The organism is Neisseria sp. HMSC070A01, from assembly GCF_001810165.1.
Taxonomy (GTDB): domain Bacteria; phylum Pseudomonadota; class Gammaproteobacteria; order Burkholderiales; family Neisseriaceae; genus Neisseria.
Window position 1 is genome coordinate 88,729 of the sequence record NZ_KV800125.1, and the last position, 19,553, is coordinate 108,281.

At 50.0% G+C, this 19,553-nt stretch carries 16 protein-coding genes; 11 read left to right on the forward strand and 5 right to left on the reverse strand.

Annotation, left to right across the window (positions count from 1 at the left end; genetic code table 11):
* Window positions 1-50: 50 nt before the first annotated feature.
* From nrdB to nrdA, 3 genes are all read right to left on the reverse strand, one after another.
* Window positions 51-1,184, reverse strand: coding sequence for a class Ia ribonucleoside-diphosphate reductase subunit beta (nrdB, locus tag HMPREF2711_RS07415; RefSeq protein WP_107831932.1), 1,134 nt, complete (start codon window positions 1,182-1,184; stop codon window positions 51-53).
* 103 nt (window positions 1,185-1,287) lie between these two features.
* Window positions 1,288-1,962 (reverse strand): hypothetical protein, encoded by a 675-nt coding sequence (locus HMPREF2711_RS07420; RefSeq protein WP_070615930.1) that lies wholly within the window; start codon window positions 1,960-1,962, stop codon window positions 1,288-1,290.
* A gap of 90 nt (window positions 1,963-2,052) precedes the next feature.
* A complete protein-coding gene (gene nrdA, locus HMPREF2711_RS07425) occupies window positions 2,053-4,332 on the reverse strand; it encodes a class 1a ribonucleoside-diphosphate reductase subunit alpha (protein WP_070615932.1) in 2,280 nt (759 codons plus the stop codon).
* 392 nt (window positions 4,333-4,724) lie between these two features.
* On the opposite strand from nrdA, the gene HMPREF2711_RS07430 reads away from it, so the two are divergent.
* Window positions 4,725-5,057, forward strand: a complete 333-nt coding sequence (locus HMPREF2711_RS07430; protein ID WP_049349442.1) for a hypothetical protein — start codon at window positions 4,725-4,727, stop codon at window positions 5,055-5,057.
* Between the two features lie 51 nt (window positions 5,058-5,108).
* On the opposite strand, the gene HMPREF2711_RS07435 is transcribed toward HMPREF2711_RS07430, so the two are convergent.
* Together HMPREF2711_RS07435 and HMPREF2711_RS07440 are read right to left on the reverse strand one after the other, a co-directional pair.
* On the reverse strand, window positions 5,109-5,843 hold the full coding sequence (locus HMPREF2711_RS07435) for an epoxyqueuosine reductase QueH (protein WP_036490921.1): 735 nt from the start codon (window positions 5,841-5,843) through the stop codon (window positions 5,109-5,111).
* Between the two features lie 112 nt (window positions 5,844-5,955).
* Window positions 5,956-7,398 (reverse strand): patatin-like phospholipase family protein, encoded by a 1,443-nt coding sequence (locus tag HMPREF2711_RS07440; RefSeq protein WP_070615933.1) that lies wholly within the window; start codon window positions 7,396-7,398, stop codon window positions 5,956-5,958.
* A 139-nt stretch (window positions 7,399-7,537) separates the two neighbouring features.
* Between HMPREF2711_RS07440 and recO the strand changes: the two genes are divergently transcribed.
* The 10 genes from recO to HMPREF2711_RS07490 all read left to right on the forward strand — a co-directional run bounded on the left by recO (window position 7,538) and on the right by HMPREF2711_RS07490 (window position 19,533).
* Window positions 7,538-8,281: a DNA repair protein RecO gene (gene recO, locus HMPREF2711_RS07445; RefSeq protein ID WP_003746635.1), complete on the forward strand. Its 744-nt coding sequence runs from the start codon at window positions 7,538-7,540 to the stop codon at window positions 8,279-8,281.
* A 69-nt stretch (window positions 8,282-8,350) separates the two neighbouring features.
* Window positions 8,351-9,079 carry a pyridoxine 5'-phosphate synthase gene (gene pdxJ / locus HMPREF2711_RS07450; RefSeq protein WP_003746637.1) on the forward strand — a complete coding sequence of 243 codons (729 nt, stop codon included), beginning with the start codon at window positions 8,351-8,353 and terminating at the stop codon, window positions 9,077-9,079.
* A gap of 88 nt (window positions 9,080-9,167) precedes the next feature.
* The gene (gene acpS, locus HMPREF2711_RS07455; RefSeq protein ID WP_003746639.1) at window positions 9,168-9,545 is read left to right on the forward strand and encodes a holo-ACP synthase; all 378 of its coding nucleotides are present in this window, start codon (window positions 9,168-9,170) and stop codon (window positions 9,543-9,545) included.
* Between the two features lie 156 nt (window positions 9,546-9,701).
* Window positions 9,702-10,505: an NUDIX domain-containing protein gene (locus HMPREF2711_RS07460; RefSeq protein ID WP_172884832.1), complete on the forward strand. Its 804-nt coding sequence runs from the start codon at window positions 9,702-9,704 to the stop codon at window positions 10,503-10,505.
* 1 nt (window position 10,506) lies between these two features.
* Entirely contained in the window at window positions 10,507-10,929 is a 423-nt protein-coding gene (locus HMPREF2711_RS07465; RefSeq protein ID WP_003746644.1) for a hypothetical protein, read from the forward strand.
* Between the two features lie 770 nt (window positions 10,930-11,699).
* Window positions 11,700-12,575 (forward strand): methylisocitrate lyase, encoded by an 876-nt coding sequence (gene prpB / locus HMPREF2711_RS07470; protein WP_036493638.1) that lies wholly within the window; start codon window positions 11,700-11,702, stop codon window positions 12,573-12,575.
* Window positions 12,576-12,659: 84 nt separating this feature from the next.
* Window positions 12,660-13,814, forward strand: coding sequence for a bifunctional 2-methylcitrate synthase/citrate synthase (gene prpC, locus HMPREF2711_RS07475; protein ID WP_003746647.1), 1,155 nt, complete (start codon window positions 12,660-12,662; stop codon window positions 13,812-13,814).
* A 400-nt stretch (window positions 13,815-14,214) separates the two neighbouring features.
* Window positions 14,215-16,821, forward strand: coding sequence for a Fe/S-dependent 2-methylisocitrate dehydratase AcnD (gene acnD / locus HMPREF2711_RS07480; protein ID WP_003746649.1), 2,607 nt, complete (start codon window positions 14,215-14,217; stop codon window positions 16,819-16,821).
* A 119-nt stretch (window positions 16,822-16,940) separates the two neighbouring features.
* A complete protein-coding gene (gene prpF / locus HMPREF2711_RS07485; RefSeq protein WP_070615934.1) occupies window positions 16,941-18,110 on the forward strand; it encodes a 2-methylaconitate cis-trans isomerase PrpF in 1,170 nt (389 codons plus the stop codon).
* A 211-nt stretch (window positions 18,111-18,321) separates the two neighbouring features.
* Window positions 18,322-19,533 carry an acetate kinase gene (locus HMPREF2711_RS07490; protein WP_003746653.1) on the forward strand — a complete coding sequence of 404 codons (1,212 nt, stop codon included), beginning with the start codon at window positions 18,322-18,324 and terminating at the stop codon, window positions 19,531-19,533.
* Window positions 19,534-19,553 lie beyond the last annotated feature (20 nt).

Consider the following 19,553-nt stretch of genomic DNA (forward strand, 5'->3'; position numbering starts at 1 on the left):
AAGAGATTTTCAGACGGCCGGTTACGCCCAAAGGCCGTCTGAAACGCGGTTTACAGCTCGAAATCGCCCAAATCGTCGGCATTGACTTCCGAATCAATCTGACCAATCAGGTAAGAGGAAATTTCCACTTCTTGCGGCGCAACCTGTACATTGTCAGAAGACAGCCACGCGTTAATCCAAGGAATCGGGTTTTGGGTCGCACCTTCAAACCCGGCAGGGAGGCCAACCGCCTGCATACGCAGATTGGTAATGTATTCAACGTATTGAGCCAGAATTTCCTTGTTCAGGCCAATCATTGAGCCGTCTTTAAACAGATAGGCCGCCCATTCTTTTTCCTGCTCGGCTGCTTTTTTAAAGAGGTTGAAGCATTCGTCCTGCAATTCATTGGCAATTTCAGCCATTTCAGGATCATCGGCACCGGCACGCATCAGGTTGAGCATATGCTGGGTGCTGGTCAGGTGCAGGGCTTCGTCACGGGCAATCAGTTTGATGATTTTGGCGTTGCCTTCCATCAATTCGCGCTCGGCAAAGGCGAAAGAGCAGGCGAATGAAACGTAGAAGCGGATGGCTTCCAATACGTTGACGCACATCAGGCAGAGATAGAGTTTTTTCTTCAACTCGCGCAAAGATACGGTAACAAGCTTGCCGCCGACATTGTGCGTACCTTCACCCAACAGATTGTAATACTGAGTGTATTCAATCAAATCATCGTAATAGCAGGCAATGTCTTCAGCTCGGGCGATAATGTATTTGTTTTGCACAATATCATCAAACACGACTGAAGGATCATTCACGATATTACGGATGATATGAGTGTAGCTGCGCGAGTGGATGGTTTCGCTGAAGCTCCACGTTTCAATCCACGTTTCCAGCTCGGGAATAGACACCAAAGGTAAGAACGCAACATTCGGGCTGCGGCCTTGGATCGAATCGAGCAGGGTTTGGTATTTCAGGTTGCTGATGAAAATATGTTTTTCGTGTTCGGGCAGATTGGCGTAGTCAATACGGTCGCGCGACACGTCGATTTCTTCCGGCCGCCAGAAAAACGACAATTGTTTTTCAATCAGTTTTTCAAATACTTCGTATTTCTGCTGGTCATAACGGGCAACATTTACCGGCTGACCAAAAAACATCGGCTCTTTAAGTGCGTCGTTTTTGGTTTTGGAAAAGGTGCTGTATGACATGGTTAGGTGTTCGCAGGACATGGTAGGATTCTCTTTAAAACAAAGTAACATTATCTAAAAAATAAATTGAACTTACATTTATTTTAAAGATAACTTCCAATATTTATGCCTCTTCTTTTTTCCATCTAGCATCAATTTCTTCACAAGCAGCTTCGACATCATTCATCTTTTTCTTATGAGCTTTGGAAGCAGTTGTAGCTTTAGCAGTAGGAATATCAATTAAATAGCATTTTTTGGGATCAATAGTTGATTCCTTATTTCCATTTTCTAAATATACTTTCAGCGTAGTTGCAACATAGCCTGCTGACTTTTCATTCAAGGGATGTGTTTTAGAAAAATGAAGTTTAATCGCTCCCTTTATTTGACCTGTTTCTTCATCTTTTAAGATAGCATCAGGACGAATAGAAACATCTACTCCTGCCACTTCCATAATAGATGATTGTGTTTTGTCTATTCTCTCAACTCTTAATCCATCTATATCAATATTATCTGCAATATCTAAGAATTGCTCCATTGCTTCTGCCGAGGCTCTCTTATCTTGCTGAACAAAAGGAGTGGAGTAGTGATTTTCTCTTAACTCCTGTGCAGATTCTAATAATTTTGCGTCATCAATCATTCCCCCAGCAATAAAATTAATGATGCACTCTCTTGCATCTTGATAACGAGTGGTAATAAATGGCTCTGGATTTTGTTGGTCTTGAATTATTCTTCTACGGCGAGATGGCGTAGCATCTAAATACTCACCTAGTTTATTTAAACTAATCTTTGGCTTCGACATTTTTCTCTCTTTTTAAATTATTAAAATAATTACATTTTCATTTTAAGTGACTTCTCAATTTCAAAGGCCGTCTGAAATCTTTCCCTTTGCTTAAATCTTACAAGCCCCGCCAGCGCAGCCGTCATCTTGAATATCGGCCTGCGTATCGTCCGCACCGTCTCTGGTGTTGTGGTAGTACAGGGTTTTGACGCCGTATTTGTAGGCGGTCAGCAGGTCTTTGAGCATTTGTTTCATGGAAACTTTGCTGCCTTCAAATTTGTTCGGGTCGTAGGCGGTATTGGCAGAAATCGATTGATCGACGAATTTTTGCATTATGCCAACGAGTTTTAGGTAGCCTTCGTTGCCGGGAAGCTGCCACAGGGTTTCGTAGGCATCTTTCAGGGTTTCAAATTCCGGTACGACTTGTTTCAAAATACCGTCTTTTGATGCTTTAACGCTGACCAGGCCACGTGGAGGCTCGATGCCGTTAGTGGCGTTGGCAATTTGCGAGCTGGTTTCAGACGGCATGAGTGCGGTCAGGGTAGAGTTGCGCAGGCCGTATTTGACGATGTCGGCGCGAAGGCTTTCCCAGTCGTAGTGCAAAGGCTCGCTGCACACGGCATCCAAGTCTTTTTTGTAGGTGTCGATAGGCAGTTTGCCTTGCGAGTAAACGGTTTGGTTGAAGAGCGGGCATGCGCCGTATTCTTTGGCAAGGTTTACCGAGGCTTTGAGCAGGTAATACTGCATGGCTTCAAAGGTACGGTGGGTCAGGCCGAGGGCGGAATCGTCGCTGTAACGTACGCCGTTTTTCGCCAGATAGTAGGCGTAGTTAATGACGCCGATGCCGAGTGTGCGGCGGTTCATGGTTGCGGTGCGTGCGGCTGCAACCGGATAGTCTTGATAATCCAACAGGGCATCAAGTGCGCGTACGGTCAAGTCGGCGAGTTCTTCCAGTTCGTCCAAGTTGTTCAATGCGCCCAAGTTAAAAGCAGACAGAGTACACAAGGCAATTTCGCCGTTAGGATCGTTGATGTTGTCCAAAGGTTTAGTCGGCAGGGCGATTTCCATGCACAAGTTGGACTGGTGCACGGGCGCGACGCGCGGATCAAACGGGCTGTGCGTGTTGCAGTGGTCAACGTTTTGGATATAGATACGACCGGTACCGGCGCGCTCCTGCATCAGAGTAGAGAACAATTCTGTTGCCGGCAAAGTGCGTTTGCGGATGTTTGGGTCTTGCTCGTATTGGGTGTAGAGACGCTCGAATTCGTCTTGATCGGCGAAGAAGGCATCATACAAACCCGGAACTTCATTCGGCGAGAACAGGGTAATATTGCCGCCTTTAATCAAGCGGGTGTATAGCAGGCGGTTGATTTGTACGCCGTAGTCCAGCTGACGGATACGGTTGTCTTCTACGCCGCGGTTGTTCTTCAATACCAACAGGCTTTCGGCTTCGATGTGCCACAATGGGTAGAACAAGGTTGCCGCCCCGCCGCGTACGCCGCCTTGCGAGCAGGACTTAACCGCCGCCTGGAACATTTTGAAGAATGGGATACAGCCGGTGTGTTGTGCTTCGCCGCCGCGGATTTCGCTACCCAAGCCGCGGATACGGCCGGCGTTGATGCCGATGCCCGCGCGTTGGGAAACGTATTTCACAATCGCGCTGGTGGTGGCGTTGATGGAATCGAGACTGTCGTCGCATTCAATCAATACGCAGCTTGAGAACTGGCGCGTAGGCGTGCGCACGCCGCTCATGATAGGCGTAGGCAGCGATACTTTGAATGTGGAAACGGCGTCGTAAAAGCGTTTGACGTAATCCAAACGGGTCTCTTTCGGATATTTGCTGAAGAGACACATGGCCACCAAAATGTATAAGAACTGCGGCGTTTCATAAATTTGGCGGGTAACACGGTTTTGAACCAGATATTTGCCTTCCAGCTGTTTTACGGCAGCATAAGAGAAGGTCATGTCGCGGCTGTGGTCGATATAGGCATTCAGCTCGTCAAACTCTTCGCGGCTGTAATCTTCGATGATGTGGCGGTCGTATTTGCCCGCATCGGTCAGTTTTTTAACGTGGTCGTAGAGGTGGGGCGGTTCGAATTCGCCGTAAGCGATTTTACGCAGGTGGAAAATGGCGAGGCGGGCGGCCAGATATTGATAATCTGGCGTGTCTTGTGAGATCAGGTCGGCCGCGGCCTTGATGATGGTCTCATGGATGTCGTCGGTACGGATACCGTTGTAAAACTGAATATGTGATTTGAGCTCGACTTGCGATACGGAGACGTTTTGTAAGCCTTCCGCCGCCCAAGTAACAACACGGTGGATTTTGTCTAAATCGATATCTTCCAAGCGTCCGTCGCGTTTGGTTACTTTAATATTCGTTGCTGCATTCATTATTCAGTCTTCCCATTAAAAAACACAAGATACGGTATTTGATTGCTTTGAACGGCACAATATAATGTATTTTTCTTTGTTTAACTAGACTTGACAATGCGCTTTTTTCGGGGGTTGATTAAAGAGGGGAATGGCTCAGGCTAGATTTTATGTGGGTTTGTGGCGGTCAGGCATTATTTTGTGTTTGCATCACATTCGTTTAAAATTTTTCTAGAGGCTTATGAAATAAAGAGATTTATATTCAGGTTTCGTCTAAATGGAAGGCGTGTTAAATTTTGCAAAGGAAGTAGTATGATGTAGTAATTAACCACATTTTTTGTCATGTAAAAAATGGGCGTTTTGCCGGTGCCCAGGCGAAACATATAATGGAAAAACTATTTAGGAGAAGAATCATGTTGATGCTGAAAAATTTAGGTTCCGCACTGGCGGCGATTGCCATATTGAGTTTGGGTGCTTATTCTGCCGAGGTGGCGGCCAAGCCGCATGGCCCTCATGTGAGCAAACACCAGCCAGCGAAGAAAAACAAATTGCATCCTGCCTGCAAGCAATACCTTGAGCGCCGTGCCGCTTGGTATCGCTATAAAGGCAACAAGGCCGAGTTGAGGGAAAACCGTAAAGCGGCAAAAGCGTTCCGCGGCTTGCCTTATGCCGAGCAAAAAATTCAATGCCAAGCCGCTTATCGGGCATTTGATGATTTTGATCACGGCAAATTCCGACGCCGTTAATCGGCTGATTTGAATAAAGGCCGTCTGAAGGTTTCAGACGGCCTTTGATATTTATTTCTCAACGATAATTTTGTTTTCGGCTTGAGGCTCGTATTGGGTGGATTCGTCGCCGTAATATAACACGCCCAGCTTGATGGGGATGCGGCCTTGTGATTTGCGGTGGGCGTTGGAGTCGCGCAGGGAGTAGGCGCATCCGCAGTATTCTTGTTGGTAGAAATGTTCGCGCTTGCTGATTTCAATCATGCGTGCGCTGCCGCCACCTTTGCGCCAGTTGAAATCCCAATAAACCAGGTCATCGTAGGGCTCGGCAGCGCGATGGCCGCAGCCGTTGATCTGTTTCATGTCTTTCCAGCGTGAAATGCCCAGTGAGCTGGTGAATACATGGAAGCCGTTTTCATGGGCGTATTGGGCTGCTTTTTCAAAACGCATGTCGAAACACATGGTGCAACGGATGCCGCGTTCGGGTTCGAATTCCATGCCTTTAGCTTTGGCGAACCATTCTTTGCGGTCGTTTTCGTAGTCGTCGTCTTTATCGATGAAGGGAATGCCGAATTTATCCGCAAAGCGCATGTTTTCTTCTTTGCGCAGCATATATTCTTTGTGCGGATGGATATTGGGGTTGTAAAAATAAATGGTGTAGTCGATGCCGCTGGCAAGCAGGGCTTCCATTACTTCGCCGCTGCACGGGGCGCAGCAGGAATGCAGCAGGACTTTTTTATGGCCGCCGGGCGGAACGAGGATGGGGCGGTCAATATCGGTAACGATGGGAGTGTTTAATTCGGTCATGGTTGGATTCTATTTATTGTTAAGTGTTTCAGACGGCCTTAGGGATCGGGGCCGTCTGAAATATAAGATGAAGCATATATTTTAACAGAGCTGCACTTTATGGAACAGTTTGCTACTGCTTTTTCTTTTCGTTCAATGGCTTGAACTCTTGTGCATCCGGAGGCGGAGCTGCGAAGATGGTGTCTGGATTGGGGTGCGCTCCGAATTCTGTCAGCAGGTTGCGGTAGTCCAGCGATTGCTTCATCAGTTCGGCTGCGGCGGTACGCAGATTGTCCACGTCTTCCGGCGGCAGATAAAAACTGGTCGGAATGTTCAATACTTTTTCCCTCAACTCGGAAGGAGGGAGGTCTTTGAGGTTAAGGCTGACGAAGGAGAAGCTGATGCCGTCGGTCTGTTTGTCTTTATTCCACTGATCGACGAAGGCGCGGAAACGGCGCAGGGATTCTTGCGAGTTTTGGTCGATGGGGATATTGACGATGGAGGAGACGACGTCGCGGAAACCGGGAACGGCCGCGGTTTTGTCCAAATTGCTGCTGACTTGGTTTTGCGCATTGACGTTGATGACGACGATATGGCGGATGTTGTTTTGCAGGATTTTGTTTGTCAGGATTTTTTCCGGATACATTTCCGTCATATCCAAAAGGCTGCGCATGCCTAGATTGTCGGTCAGGCCGCCGTCTATCAGGTGGATGTAGGGGCGGTTTTTCCCGTCTGCGTATTTTTGGAAGCGCTCGTAAAATTCTTTTATGGTGCGGCTTTGTTGTCTGCCTGTTTCACTGTCGTCTGCGTCTTCGATTTTAATCGGCGGCGTGTAGTTGCAGCGTCCGCCGTTGTTGTTTAGGGTAATCGGCGCAAAGACCATGGGGACGGAACTGGATGCGGCGACGGCGCGGGCGATGCGGAGGTTGCCCAGGTCGATACACATCGAATCAAAGTATTCCTGCGTGAAGTTGAAGCGTTCGCCTATGCCCATATCGGTGGCGGAAATGATGGCAAACGGGCCTTTTCCGTGTTTTTCCAAATCGCGGAAAGTGGCTTTGCCGAAAAGATAGTTTTCAAACTGCTCCTGCAACAAATCTCCGCGCCCGTACTCGGGGGAGGCAAGGCGGGGTAGGTTGGACATGGAAAAGGCTTGTTTGATGACTTGGCGTTGGAAGTTTTGATGCAGGAAGCGTTTGTAAAACAATGGGATGGTGTCTTCGCCTTTTAATGCGAAATAGGCGGCCAAAACCGATCCGCCGGATACGCCGACGACGACATCGACGTTGGCCAGCAAGGATTTTCTCTTACCGCCGATGGTTACCTGCTGCTGGTTAAGCTGTTCCAAAACGCCGTAACCCAAGGCCGCCGCACGCGTTCCTCCGCCTGAAAACATGACGACAATTAAGGTATCGTCATCGTCTTCACGCTGGAGTTTGCTGGTTTCAAAGCGGTAGCCTTGCTTCAAATCGACTGCATCAATACCGGCAATGGGTTGGTATTTCACCAAGGAGCAGGCGGATAACAGGGCGAGAGAAAGTATGGAAAGCGTGGATTTGAGCTGGAATTTCGGCATAAAGTCAACAAAATCGGAAAATTATTGAAAACGGATTATAAAGGTTTTCAGGCGTTGTTCACAGAAGCAGGCCTTTCAGACGGCCTTTTGTGTCGATTTTCCGTTATAATCAACACAATCTTTATCTTTCCAAACCCTTATGGCGCAACCGAACCGCATCAACCACGAACCTGTCTTTCTGCTTGCTTCCGCCCCTTGGCGCGAGAGTAGCTTGTGGGTAGAGGCCTTCAGCCGCCGTTATGGACGTGTGGCTTTGTTGGCCAGAAGTGCGCGCAAACGACAGAGCGAGTTGCGCGGCGTGTTGGTGCCGTTTGTGCCGGTGAGCGCGTCTTGGTATGGTTCGCAAGAGTTGAAGACCTTACATCGCGCCGAATGGATAGGCGGTTGGCCGCAGCCGCAGGGCAGGGCTTTGTTCAGCGGATTGTATGTGAACGAGTTGATGCTGAAGTTGACCGTCCGCGAAGACCCGTTGCCCGAGCTTTACGATGTTTTGGCGGAAACCATGAAAACCATTTGTTGCGAGGCCAACCACATTGCCGCTTTGCGTCGTTTTGAATGGACGCTGCTGACACGCTTGGGCTTTGCCCCCGATTTGTTCCATGACGGCAACGGCAATGAAATCAACGGCGAAGAAACGTATTGGCTCACGCCGGAAGAGGCTGTGGTGCCCTTGGCAGAGGCCGACCGCTTTCACGCGCTCAATAAAGGCGTTGCCGTATCGGGTGCGACGTTAATCGATTTGAGGGAAGGCAGTTTCGTTCATCAGGAAAGTCTGGGGCAGGCTTTGAAAGTAACGCGGCTTTTGATTGACAACCTTCTGCCCGAGGGCATCAAGTCTCGGCAGGTTTTGCAACAGTTGCAGCAGTTTGGTTTGGGCAGTTGAATTTTTTTCAGACGGCCTTTGATATGAGAAGGCTCAGGCCGTCTGAAACCTTAAAGAAAGGACATTATTATGTTGTTAGGCGTAAACATCGACCATATTGCCACCGTCCGCAATGCGCGCGGTACGATTTATCCCAGCCCTGTCGAGGCGGCGCTGATTGCGGAAACCCACGGCGCAGATTTGATTACCATGCACTTGCGTGAAGACCGCCGCCATATTAAAGATGCGGACGTGTTTGCCGTTAAAAACGCCATCCGCACGCGCCTGAATTTGGAAATGGCGTTGACGGAAGAAATGCTGGAAAACGCGCTCAACGTCATGCCGGAAGATGTGTGCATCGTGCCTGAAAAACGCCAAGAAGTAACCACCGAAGGCGGTTTGGACGTATTGGCGCAACAGGATAAAGTGGCCGAGTTCACCAAAATCCTGACCGACGCTGGCATCCGCGTGTCCTTGTTTATCGATGCCGACAACGCGCAAATCCAAGCCGCTTATGATGTCGGCGCGCCCGTTATCGAATTGCACACCGGTGCGTATGCCGATGCGCACGGCCACGCCGAGCAGATGAAACAATTCGAGCGCATTCAAAACGGTGCGCATTACGCCAGCGATTTGGGCTTGATCGTCAACGCCGGACACGGCCTGACCATTCACAACGTAACGCCGATTGCCCAAATTCTCGCCATCCGCGAGCTGAACATCGGCCATTCGCTGATTTCCCAAGCACTCTTCCTCGGCCTGCCTGAAGCGGTCCGCCAAATGAAGGAAGTCATGTTCAGGGCCAGAATGTTGCCTTAAGGGCATCAGCCATACCGGCTAAAGCGGTTTGCTTTGGCCGGTAGCCGCATTTTCAGACGGCCTGACTATTTAAACAAGGAGCAGACCCATGATTTACGGAATAGGCACGGATATTGTTTCCCTCAAACGCATTATCCGCCTGAACAAAAAATTCGGACTGGCATTTGCGCAACGCATTCTCAGCCCGGAAGAGCTGTTGGAATTTCCGCAGGCAGGCAAGCCGGTCAACTATCTTGCCAAACGCTTTGCCGCCAAGGAGGCCTTTGCCAAAGCTGTCGGGACGGGCATACGCGGCGTGGTGTCCTTCCGTAATATCGGTGTCGGGCATGACGCATTGGGCAAGCCTGAATTGTTTTTTGCACCGGCTTTGAGCAAATGGCTGGAAGAGCAGGGCATCCGCGGCTGTCATCTGAGCATGAGCGATGAAGAAGATACCGTCATGGCTTTTGTCATTGCGGAAAAATAAAGCCGGCCAATTTAAGTATTCTGGAATAGAACATCCTTTTCAGACGGCCTGAAGGATTGGATATTTGTTAAAAGTCGGGCGCATAGGCCCGACATCGTTTTTTTACGCATAAATCGGCAGGTGTCGCTGCCTGCTACGTATAAGAATAATCTCATGATGACTGAAGACACACGTCCCTTGGTGCAAGTGGTTGCCGGGATTTTGCTTGATCCAAACGGCCGCTACCTGCTCAGTTCCCGCCCGGAGGGCAAGCCCTATGCCGGATATTGGGAATTTGCCGGCGGCAAGGTGGAAGCCGGTGAAAGCGATTTTCAAGCCTTGCAACGCGAGTTTGAAGAAGAACTCGGTATCCGTATCCTTGCCGCTACGCCGTGGCTGACCAAAGTCCATTCCTACGAACATGCACATGTACGCCTGCATTTTTTATGGGTGGAAGCCGACCAATGGACGGGCGAAATCCAATCGAGGGAAGGGCAGAAATGGGCATGGCAAAAGGCCGGGGATTTTACCGTTACGCCGATGCTGCCAGCCAATAGCGCATTGTTACGCTCCCTATCCATTCCGCGCCGGCTTCAAGGCCGTCTGAAAAGCGGCTTGAGCGGTCAAAACAGCATGGGCGAATATCATGTTGTGCCATATATGTTGACTCAGCATCAAAGCGCATCTGCCGTATTGTTGGAATTTGCCGATTGGCAGCAAGGCAAACCTATAGAAGCGCTCAGTGTGTGGCCAATCATTGAAAATGCCGAACAATGGCGGCAGGTGCAAAATGCGGATGCCGTTGTTTGGAAAGTGGCTGACGAAGCGGCTGCCGGGCAAGTTGCCGATATTTTGGCGCAAGGCGTGGCGATGCCGCTGATTGTGGCAGCTCCGGAAAGTCTGGTTTCCATTTATCGTGAACAGTGGCAGAGCATGGGTGTGCATGCCGTTTTGACCGATAATGACATTGAGGCCGTCTGAAATGAGTAAAAATCAAAAGCTTTTGATTGCCGCTGTTTTACTGATTGTGTTCGCGGTGGCCAAACTGCTGCTCTTGGATTGGTGGCAGCAACAGCAATCAAAAACGAAAGTAGTCGAATGTAATTTGACACAAGGCTGCGTCCTGCCTGACGGTTCAAAAGTGCGTGCGACATCCATCAATACGCACGAACCATTTGATATTGTGATAGAGAATGTTCCGCAAAATACGGGCGTGGTCAGTATCAGTTTCAGCATGAAAAACATGGACATGGGCTTCAACCGCTATAACCTGACTAAACAATCTCCGCGAAGCTGGCAGGCTTTGCAAATCCGCTTGCCGTTTTGTGTCGAGGGCCGCCATGATTACACTGCCGATATTACCGTCGGCAAACAGACTTTTCAGACGGCATTTAGCGCGAAGTAGCCATCCGATAGAGGCCGTCTGAACAGCATAGGCTAAAAAAATCTAATTTTTTAGATGATGTATTTAAAAAATTCCTTATAAATGAATCAATTATAAATTATTTTTTGATGGATTGTTTACAATCATTCTGAATGCAAACCCAAAATACAAAACGGACAGAAGCCAGGCTACATCAGGGTTTGATGTGACAGAGACTGTCCGTTTTTTATGTTTGTTGCGAAAGAATCGTTTATTAATAACTGAATTTTTTATAATTTTTTTGAAAAAAGTGTTTGACAAGACCGGTTTTATTTTTTAAATTTGTTTCCATAAATAAAAACTACATCGCACTACAAAGGAACATCATCATGAATCTGTATCAAACCACTCTCTCTTGTTATAGATTTTCTCCCATCTCTGCCGCTCCCGTCGCTGCCAGCTTATTGGCAGTCGCGACGGTCTGAAGGCTCTCAATCCGAATCCAGTTTCCGCATTTCCACAAACACTTCGGGTTTTTAAATATCTGTATCCCCCAGCAGCCATTCATATACTGATTAATAAAAATTTAAAAACGTACGCCTCCGCTTCAGCCTTATTGTATTTATTGGTTTTGATAACTATTTGTATTTATTGATTTTAAATTTTCAGATGGTTGATGATTGAAATTTTACAGGCCGTCTGAAAACAGTTTTCAGAATAATTGTTTATTTTTAAACGGTTCGTTTCAGGTTGTGAAAAAACCGAGCCGTCCGATTAATACTGATGAAAAAAGTCTATAAAGGAGAAATATGATGAGTCAACACTCTGCCGGAGCACGTTTCCGCCAAGCCGTGAAAGAATCAAACCCTCTTGCCGTAGTCGGTTGCGTCAATGCTTACTTTGCACGATTGGCCACCCAAAGCGGTTTCAAGGCGATTTATCTGTCCGGCGGCGGCGTGGCAGCCTGCTCTTGCGGTATCCCTGATTTGGGCATTACCACAATGGAAGATGTGCTGATCGACGCACGACGCATTACGGACAACGTGGATACGCCTCTGCTGGTGGACATTGATGTGGGTTGGGGCGGTGCATTCAATATTGCCCGTACCATTCGCAACTTTGAACGCGCCGGTGTTGCAGCAGTTCACATCGAAGATCAGGTAGCGCAAAAACGCTGCGGCCACCGTCCGAACAAAGCCATTGTTTCTAAAGATGAAATGGTCGACCGTATCAAAGCTGCCGTCGATGCCCGCGTTGATGAGAACTTTGTGATTATGGCGCGTACCGATGCGCTGGCGGTAGAAGGTTTGGATGCTGCTATCGAACGAGCCCAAGCGTGTGTCGAAGCTGGTGCAGACATGATTTTCCCTGAAGCCATGACCGATTTGAAAATGTACCGCCAATTTGCAGATGCAGTGAAAGTACCTGTATTGGCCAACATTACCGAGTTTGGTGCTACACCGCTTTATACGCAAAGCGAGCTGGCTGAAAACGGCGTATCGCTGGTGCTGTATCCGCTGTCATCGTTCCGCGCCGCAAGCAAAGCCGCATTGAATGTTTATGAGGCGATTATGCGCGACGGCACGCAGGCGGCGGTGGTAGATACCATGCAAACCCGTGCCGAGCTGTACGAGCATCTGAACTATCATGCCTTCGAGCAAAAACTGGATAAATTGTTTCAAAAATGATTTACCGCTTTCAGACGGCCTTTCAACAAATCCGCATCGGCCGTCTGAAAAATAAAACCCATAAAAATACAAAGGAGAAATACCATGACTGCAACTACTCAAACCCCGACTTTCAAACCTAAAAAATCCGTTGCGCTTTCTGGCGTTGCGGCCGGTAATACCGAATTGTGTACCGTTGGCCGTACCGGTAACGATTTGAGCTATCGCGGTTATGACATCTTGGATTTGGCACAAAAATGCGAGTTTGAAGAAGTCGCCCACCTGCTGATTCACGGTCATCTGCCCAATAAATTCGAGCTGGCCGCTTATAAAGCCAAACTCAAATCCATGCGCGGCCTGCCTATCCGTGTGATCAAAGTTTTGGAAAGCCTGCCTGCACATACCCATCCGATGGACGTAATGCGTACCGGCGTATCCATGCTGGGCTGCGTTCATCCTGAACGTGAAAGCCATCCGGAAAGTGAAGCGCGCGACATCGCCGACAAACTGATCGCCAGCCTCGGCAGCATCCTGCTGTACTGGTATCAATATTCTCACAACGGCAAACGCATTGAAGTTGAAAGCGACGAAGAGACCATCGGCGGTCATTTCTTGCACCTGTTGCACGGCAAACGCCCAAGCGAATCACATATCAAAGCCATGCATGTTTCACTGATTCTGTATGCGGAGCATGAGTTCAACGCTTCTACCTTTACCGCCCGCGTGATTGCCGGTACAGGCTCTGATATGTACTCCAGCATTACCGGTGCAATCGGCGCGCTGAAAGGTCCGAAACACGGCGGCGCAAACGAAGTGGCTTACGATATTCAAAAACGCTACCGCAATGCCGACGAAGCCGAAGCCGACATCCGCGAACGCATCGGCCGCAAAGAAATCGTGATCGGTTTCGGTCATCCGGTGTACACCATCTCCGACCCTCGCAACGTTGTCATTAAAGAAGTGGCACGCGGTTTGAGCAAAGAAACCGGCGATATGCGCCTCTTTGACATTGCCGAACGCTTGGAAAGCGTGATGTGGGAAGAGAAAAAAATGTTCCCGAATCTGGACTGGTTCTCTGCCGTTTCCTACCAAAAATTGGGCGTACCGACCGCTATGTTCACACCGTTGTTCGTAATTTCCCGTACAACCGGTTGGAGCGCACACGTTCTCGAGCAACGCAAAGACGGCAAAATCATCCGTCCGAGCGCGAACTACACAGGCCCTGAAGATTTGGCATTCGTGGAGATTGAAAACCGCTGATACGCGTAACAGCAGGGTGGGCCGCCAGCCCGCCCCATCTCGAAATGCCGTTTGAAAACAATGAATAAATGATGTTTTCGTTTTTCGACGGCCTAGTGCAGTATGCGAGAGAGAGAGCCGGCCGTTTGGAAAACATGCTGCTCTGCTGTCGTCATTCCCATACAGGCAGAAATTCAAAAGTTGAAATGTCCTGCTGTAAAGAGTGCCGAAAGATTTAAGTTTGGATTTCCGTCTATACGGGAATGATGGTAGCAGAGCGGCAATTTTTTTTCATACCGCGAATAGATTTCAAATCACAAGCAATAAAACCGAATTTATGGTTTCAGACGGCCTGAAGGTCCGAATCAACAGGCCGTCTGAAACCCAAAACCAAAAAAATAATAGATTTAGGAGAACCAACATGACTGCCAACCAACGCTACCGCAAAGCTTTGCCCGGTACGGATTTGGAATATTACGACGCGCGTCAGGCGTGTGAAGACATCAAACCAGGCTCTTACGACAAGCTGCCTTACACAAGCCGCATCTTGGCTGAGAACTTGGTCAACCGCGCAGACAAAGTCGACCTGCCTACGCTGCAAAGCTGGCTGGGTCAGCTGATTGAGGGAAAACAGGAAATCGACTTCCCTTGGTATCCGGCGCGCGTGGTGTGTCACGATATTCTGGGGCAGACAGCGTTGGTGGATTTGGCAGGTCTGCGCGATGCAATTGCCGAAAAAGGCGGCGATCCTGCCAAAGTGAATCCGGTGGTGCAAACCCAGCTTATCGTCGACCACTCTTTGGCCGTTGAATGCGGCGGCTACGATCCTGATGCTTTCCGCAAAAACCGCGAAATCGAAGACAGACGTAACGAAGACCGTTTCCACTTCATCAACTGGACGAAAACCGCATTTGAAAATGTGGACGTGATTCCGGCGGGCAACGGCATTATGCACCAAATCAACTTGGAAAAAATGTCGCCCGTCGTCCAAGTCAAAAACGGCGTGGCATTCCCTGATACCTGCGTCGGTACAGACTCACATACGCCGCACGTCGATTCATTGGGCGTGATTTCCGTAGGCGTGGGCGGTTTGGAAGCCGAAACCGTGATGTTGGGCCGTGCATCCATGATGCGTCTGCCTGATATTGTCGGCGTTGAGCTGACCGGCAAACGCCAGCCGGGCATTACTGCCACCGACATCGTGTTGGCACTGACCGAATTCTTGCGTAAAGAGCGCGTGGTTGGCGCATTTGTCGAGTTTTTCGGTGAAGGCGCAAGAAGTCTGTCCATCGGCGACCGTGCCACCATTTCCAACATGACCCCTGAGTTCGGCGCAACTGCCGCAATGTTCGCCATCGACGAGCAAACCATTGATTATTTGAAACTGACCGGTCGCGACGATGCGCAAGTGAAATTGGTAGAAACCTACGCCAAAACCGCAGGCTTGTGGGCAGATGCCTTGAAAACCGCCGTTTATCCTCGCGTATTGAAATTTGATTTGAGCAACGTAACGCGCAACATGGCAGGCCCAAGTAATCCGCATGCCCGTTTTGCGACCGCCGATTTGGCCAGCAAAGGCTTGGCTAAACCTTACGAAGAGCCTTCAGACGGCCAAATGCCTGACGGTGCTGTGATTATTGCCGCGATTACTTCCTGTACCAATACTTCCAATCCGCGCAACGTTGTCGCCGCCGCGCTGTTGGCACGCAATGCCAACCGTCTTGGCTTAAAACGCAAACCTTGGGTGAAATCTTCATTTGCCCCTGGTTCAAAAGTAGCCGAAATCTATTTGAAAGAAGCAGGCCTGCTGCCTGAAATGGAAAAACTCGGCTTCGGTATTGTTGCCTTCGCATGTACCACCTGTAACGGCATGAGCGGCGCACTGGATCCGAAAATCCAAAAAGAAATCATCGACCGCGATTTGTACGCTACCGCCGTATTGTCAGGCAACCGCAACTTCGACGGCCGTATCCATCCGTATGCGAAACAGGCTTTCCTCGCTTCGCCTCCGTTGGTCGTTGCCTACGCGCTGGCAGGCAGCATTCGTTTCGATATTGAAAACGACGTTCTCGGCGTTTCAGACGGCCGCGAAATCCGCCTGAAAGATATCTGGCCGACCGACGAAGAAATCGATGCCATTGTTGCCGAATATGTGAAACCGCAGCAGTTCCGCGATGTGTATGTACCGATGTTCGACACCGGCAAGGCGCAAAAAGCCCCGAGCCCGCTGTACGACTGGCGCCCGATGTCCACCTATATCCGCCGTCCGCCCTATTGGGAAGGCGCGCTGGCGGGTGAACGCACATTAAGAGGTATGCGACCGCTGGCGATTCTGCCCGACAACATCACCACCGACCACATTTCGCCGTCCAACGCGATTCTGGCGGCGAGTGCGGCGGGCGAATATCTGGCGAAAATGGGTTTGCCCGAAGAAGACTTCAATTCATACGCTACCCACCGCGGCGACCACCTCACCGCCCAACGCGCCACATTCGCCAATCCGAAACTGTTTAACGAAATGGTAAAAAACGAAGACGGCAGCGTACGCCAAGGTTCGCTGGCACGCGTTGAACCCGAAGGCAAAACCATGCGCATGTGGGAAGCCATCGAAACCTATATGAACCGCAAACAGCCGCTCATCATCATCGCCGGCGCGGACTACGGTCAAGGCTCAAGCCGCGACTGGGCTGCAAAAGGCGTACGCCTCGCCGGTGTGGAAGCGATTGTTGCCGAAGGCTTCGAGCGTATCCACCGCACTAACTTAATCGGTATGGGCGTATTGCCGCTGCAGTTCAAACCGGGTACCAACCGCCATACCCTGCAACTGGACGGTACGGAAACCTACGACGTTGTCGGCGAACGCACACCGCGCTGCGACCTGACCCTCGTGATTCACCGTAAAAACGGCGAAACCGTCGAAGTGCCGGTTACCTGCCGCCTCGATACCGCAGAAGAAGTGTTGGTATATGAAGCCGGTGGCGTGTTGCAACGTTTCGCACAAGACTTCTTAGAAGGAAATGCAGCGTAAGGTAAATCGGGTATCGTCAAAATGCCCGGGCTACGCTAAAAAAGGTTTTCAGACGGCCTCGAATGTTTGAGAGGCCGTCTGAAAAAAAACCATACGAGAAATACAAAGGAGAACTCGAAATGCCGCAAATTAAAATCCCCGCCGTTTACTACCGCGGCGGTACATCTAAAGGCATTTTCTTCAAACGCACCGATCTGCCGGCTGCTGCGCAGGAAGCAGGCGAGGCGCGCGACAAAATCCTCTTGCGCGTACTCGGCAGCCCCGACCCTTACGGCAAACAGATTGACGGTTTGGGCAACGCCAGTTCGTCCACCAGTAAAGCCGTGATTTTGGACAAATCTGAACACGCCGATCACGATGTTGATTACTTGTTCGGACAAGTTTCCATCGACAAACCTTTTGTCGATTGGAGCGGCAACTGCGGCAATCTGACCGCCGCCGTGGGCGCATTTGCCATCGAACAAGGCTTGGTTGATAAATCCAAAATCCCTTCAGACGGCCTGTGTACCGTCAAAATCTGGCAGAAAAACATCGGCAAAACCATTATTGCCCATGTACCGATGCAAAACGGCGCAGTTTTAGAAACAGGTGATTTTGAGCTAGACGGCGTAACGTTCCCGGCAGCCGAAGTACAAATTGAATTTTTAGATCCAGCCGACGGCGAAGGCAGTATGTTCCCAACCGGCAATTTGGTCGATGAAATTGATGTGCCGAATATAGGCCGTCTGAAAGCCACGCTTATCAATGCCGGTATTCCAACCATTTTCCTGAATGCCGCAGATTTGGGCTACACAGGTAAAGAGTTGCAAGACGACATCAACAACGATGCCACGGCACTGGAAAAATTTGAAACCATCCGCGCATATGGCGCGCTGAAAATAGGCTTGATCAGCGACGTATCCGAAGCCGCCACCCGCGCCCATACTCCGAAAGTCGCTTTTGTCGCCCCTGCGGCCGATTACACCGCTTCAAGCGGCAAAACCGTCCAAGCTGCCGACATCGACTTGTTGGTACGCGCGCTGAGCATGGGCAAATTGCACCACGCCATGATGGGTACCGCTTCAGTTGCCATCGCTACCGCCGCCGCCGTGCCCGGTACGCTGGTCAACCTTGCAGCCGGAGGCGGAGCGCGTAAAGAAGTCCGTTTCGGTCATCCGTCAGGCACACTGCGTGTCGGTGCCGCCGCCGAATGTCAGGACGGACAATGGACGGCTACCAAAGCAGTCATGAGCCGTAGCGCACGCGTGATTATGGAAGGACAAGTCCGAGTGCCGGAAGATTGCTTTTAAGTTTTCAGACGGCCGCAGCCTTAAATAAGGCCGTCTGAAAACCAAATAAGCAAATTTTAGTCAGGTAGCGATACCTGCAATGGAGATTAGGGTTGGGCATAAAGCCTGACTAAACACCAAATCAAAGGCAATCTGAAAAGCTCTCAAATATTCTTGCTCTTTTCAGACGGCCTGAAGCCAAAAATAATCAAAAATTCAAAGGAGAAACACCATGTCCAACCAACTCATTCTTGTTCTGAACTGCGGCAGCTCTTCGCTCAAAGGCGCCGTTATCGACCGTAAAAGCGGTAATGTCCTCCTAAGCTGTCTCGGCGAACGTTTGGGTACGCCCGAAGCAGTCATTACGTTCAGCAAAGACGGTAAAAAATGCCAAACAGCCTTGACCGGCCGTAACGACCATGCCGGTGCCGTAGGTATGCTGTTGAAAGAGCTTGAAAAACACGGCCTGCACGACCGCATTAAAGCCATTGGCCACCGCATCGCACACGGCGGCGAAAAATACAGCGAATCTGTTTTGATCGACCAAGCGGTAATGGACGAACTCAATGCCTGCATTCCGCTCGCTCCGCTGCACAACCCTGCCAATATTAACGGTATTTTGGCTGCGCAAGAGCATTTCCCAGGCCTGCCCAATGTCGGCGTGATGGATACTTCGTTCCACCAAACCATGCCGGAGCGTGCCTACACTTATGCCGTTCCGCGTGAATTGCGTAAAAAATACGCTTTCCGCCGCTACGGTTTCCACGGTACCAGCATGCGTTACGTTGCCCCTGAGGCCGCACGGATTTTGGGCAAACCTCTGGAAGACATCCGCATGATTATTGCCCACTTAGGCAACGGCGCATCCATTACCGCCATCAAAAACGGCAAATCCGTTGACACCAGTATGGGCTTCACGCCGATCGAAGGTTTGGTAATGGGCACCCGTTGCGGCGACATCGATCCGGGTGTATACAGCTATCTGACTTCCCAAGCCGGATTGGATGTTGCCCAAGTTGATGAAATGCTGAACAAAAAATCAGGCTTGCTCGGTATTTCCGAACTCTCCAACGACTGCCGTTCTTTGGAAATCGCGGCGGATGAAGGCCATGAAGGCGCTCGTTTGGCCCTGGAAGTCATGACCTACCGCCTTGCCAAATACATTGCTTCGATGGCAGTGGCTTGTGGCGGCGTTGACGCACTCGTGTTTACCGGCGGTATCGGCGAAAACTCGCGCAACATCCGTGCCAAAACCGTTTCCTATCTTGATTTCTTGGGTCTGCACATCGACACCAAAGCCAACATGGACAAACGCTACGGCAACTCCGGTATCATCAGTCCGACAGGTTCTATGCCGGCTGTTTTGGTTGTGCCAACCAATGAAGAGCTGATGATTGCCCACGATACGGCGCAGTTGGCCGGCTTTTTGGAAGAAGTAGGCTAGGGCAGTGTAAACAAAAAAGT

Bases quoted from the DNA above. Each gene is read 5' to 3' on its own strand.
- nrdB (WP_107831932.1), bottom strand. From the start codon at position 1,184: ATGTCATACAGCACCTTTTCCAAAACCAAAAACGACGCACTTAAAGAG.
- HMPREF2711_RS07420 (WP_070615930.1), bottom strand. From the start codon at position 1,962: ATGTCGAAGCCAAAGATTAGTTTAAATAAACTAGGTGAGTATTTAGAT.
- nrdA (WP_070615932.1), bottom strand. From the start codon at position 4,332: ATGAATGCAGCAACGAATATTAAAGTAACCAAACGCGACGGACGCTTG.
- HMPREF2711_RS07430 (WP_049349442.1), top strand. From the start codon at position 4,725: ATGTTGATGCTGAAAAATTTAGGTTCCGCACTGGCGGCGATTGCCATA.
- HMPREF2711_RS07435 (WP_036490921.1), bottom strand. From the start codon at position 5,843: ATGACCGAATTAAACACTCCCATCGTTACCGATATTGACCGCCCCATC.
- HMPREF2711_RS07440 (WP_070615933.1), bottom strand. From the start codon at position 7,398: ATGCCGAAATTCCAGCTCAAATCCACGCTTTCCATACTTTCTCTCGCC.
- recO (WP_003746635.1), top strand. From the start codon at position 7,538: ATGGCGCAACCGAACCGCATCAACCACGAACCTGTCTTTCTGCTTGCT.
- pdxJ (WP_003746637.1), top strand. From the start codon at position 8,351: ATGTTGTTAGGCGTAAACATCGACCATATTGCCACCGTCCGCAATGCG.
- acpS (WP_003746639.1), top strand. From the start codon at position 9,168: ATGATTTACGGAATAGGCACGGATATTGTTTCCCTCAAACGCATTATC.
- HMPREF2711_RS07460 (WP_172884832.1), top strand. From the start codon at position 9,702: ATGACTGAAGACACACGTCCCTTGGTGCAAGTGGTTGCCGGGATTTTG.
- HMPREF2711_RS07465 (WP_003746644.1), top strand. From the start codon at position 10,507: ATGAGTAAAAATCAAAAGCTTTTGATTGCCGCTGTTTTACTGATTGTG.
- prpB (WP_036493638.1), top strand. From the start codon at position 11,700: ATGAGTCAACACTCTGCCGGAGCACGTTTCCGCCAAGCCGTGAAAGAA.
- prpC (WP_003746647.1), top strand. From the start codon at position 12,660: ATGACTGCAACTACTCAAACCCCGACTTTCAAACCTAAAAAATCCGTT.
- acnD (WP_003746649.1), top strand. From the start codon at position 14,215: ATGACTGCCAACCAACGCTACCGCAAAGCTTTGCCCGGTACGGATTTG.
- prpF (WP_070615934.1), top strand. From the start codon at position 16,941: ATGCCGCAAATTAAAATCCCCGCCGTTTACTACCGCGGCGGTACATCT.
- HMPREF2711_RS07490 (WP_003746653.1), top strand. From the start codon at position 18,322: ATGTCCAACCAACTCATTCTTGTTCTGAACTGCGGCAGCTCTTCGCTC.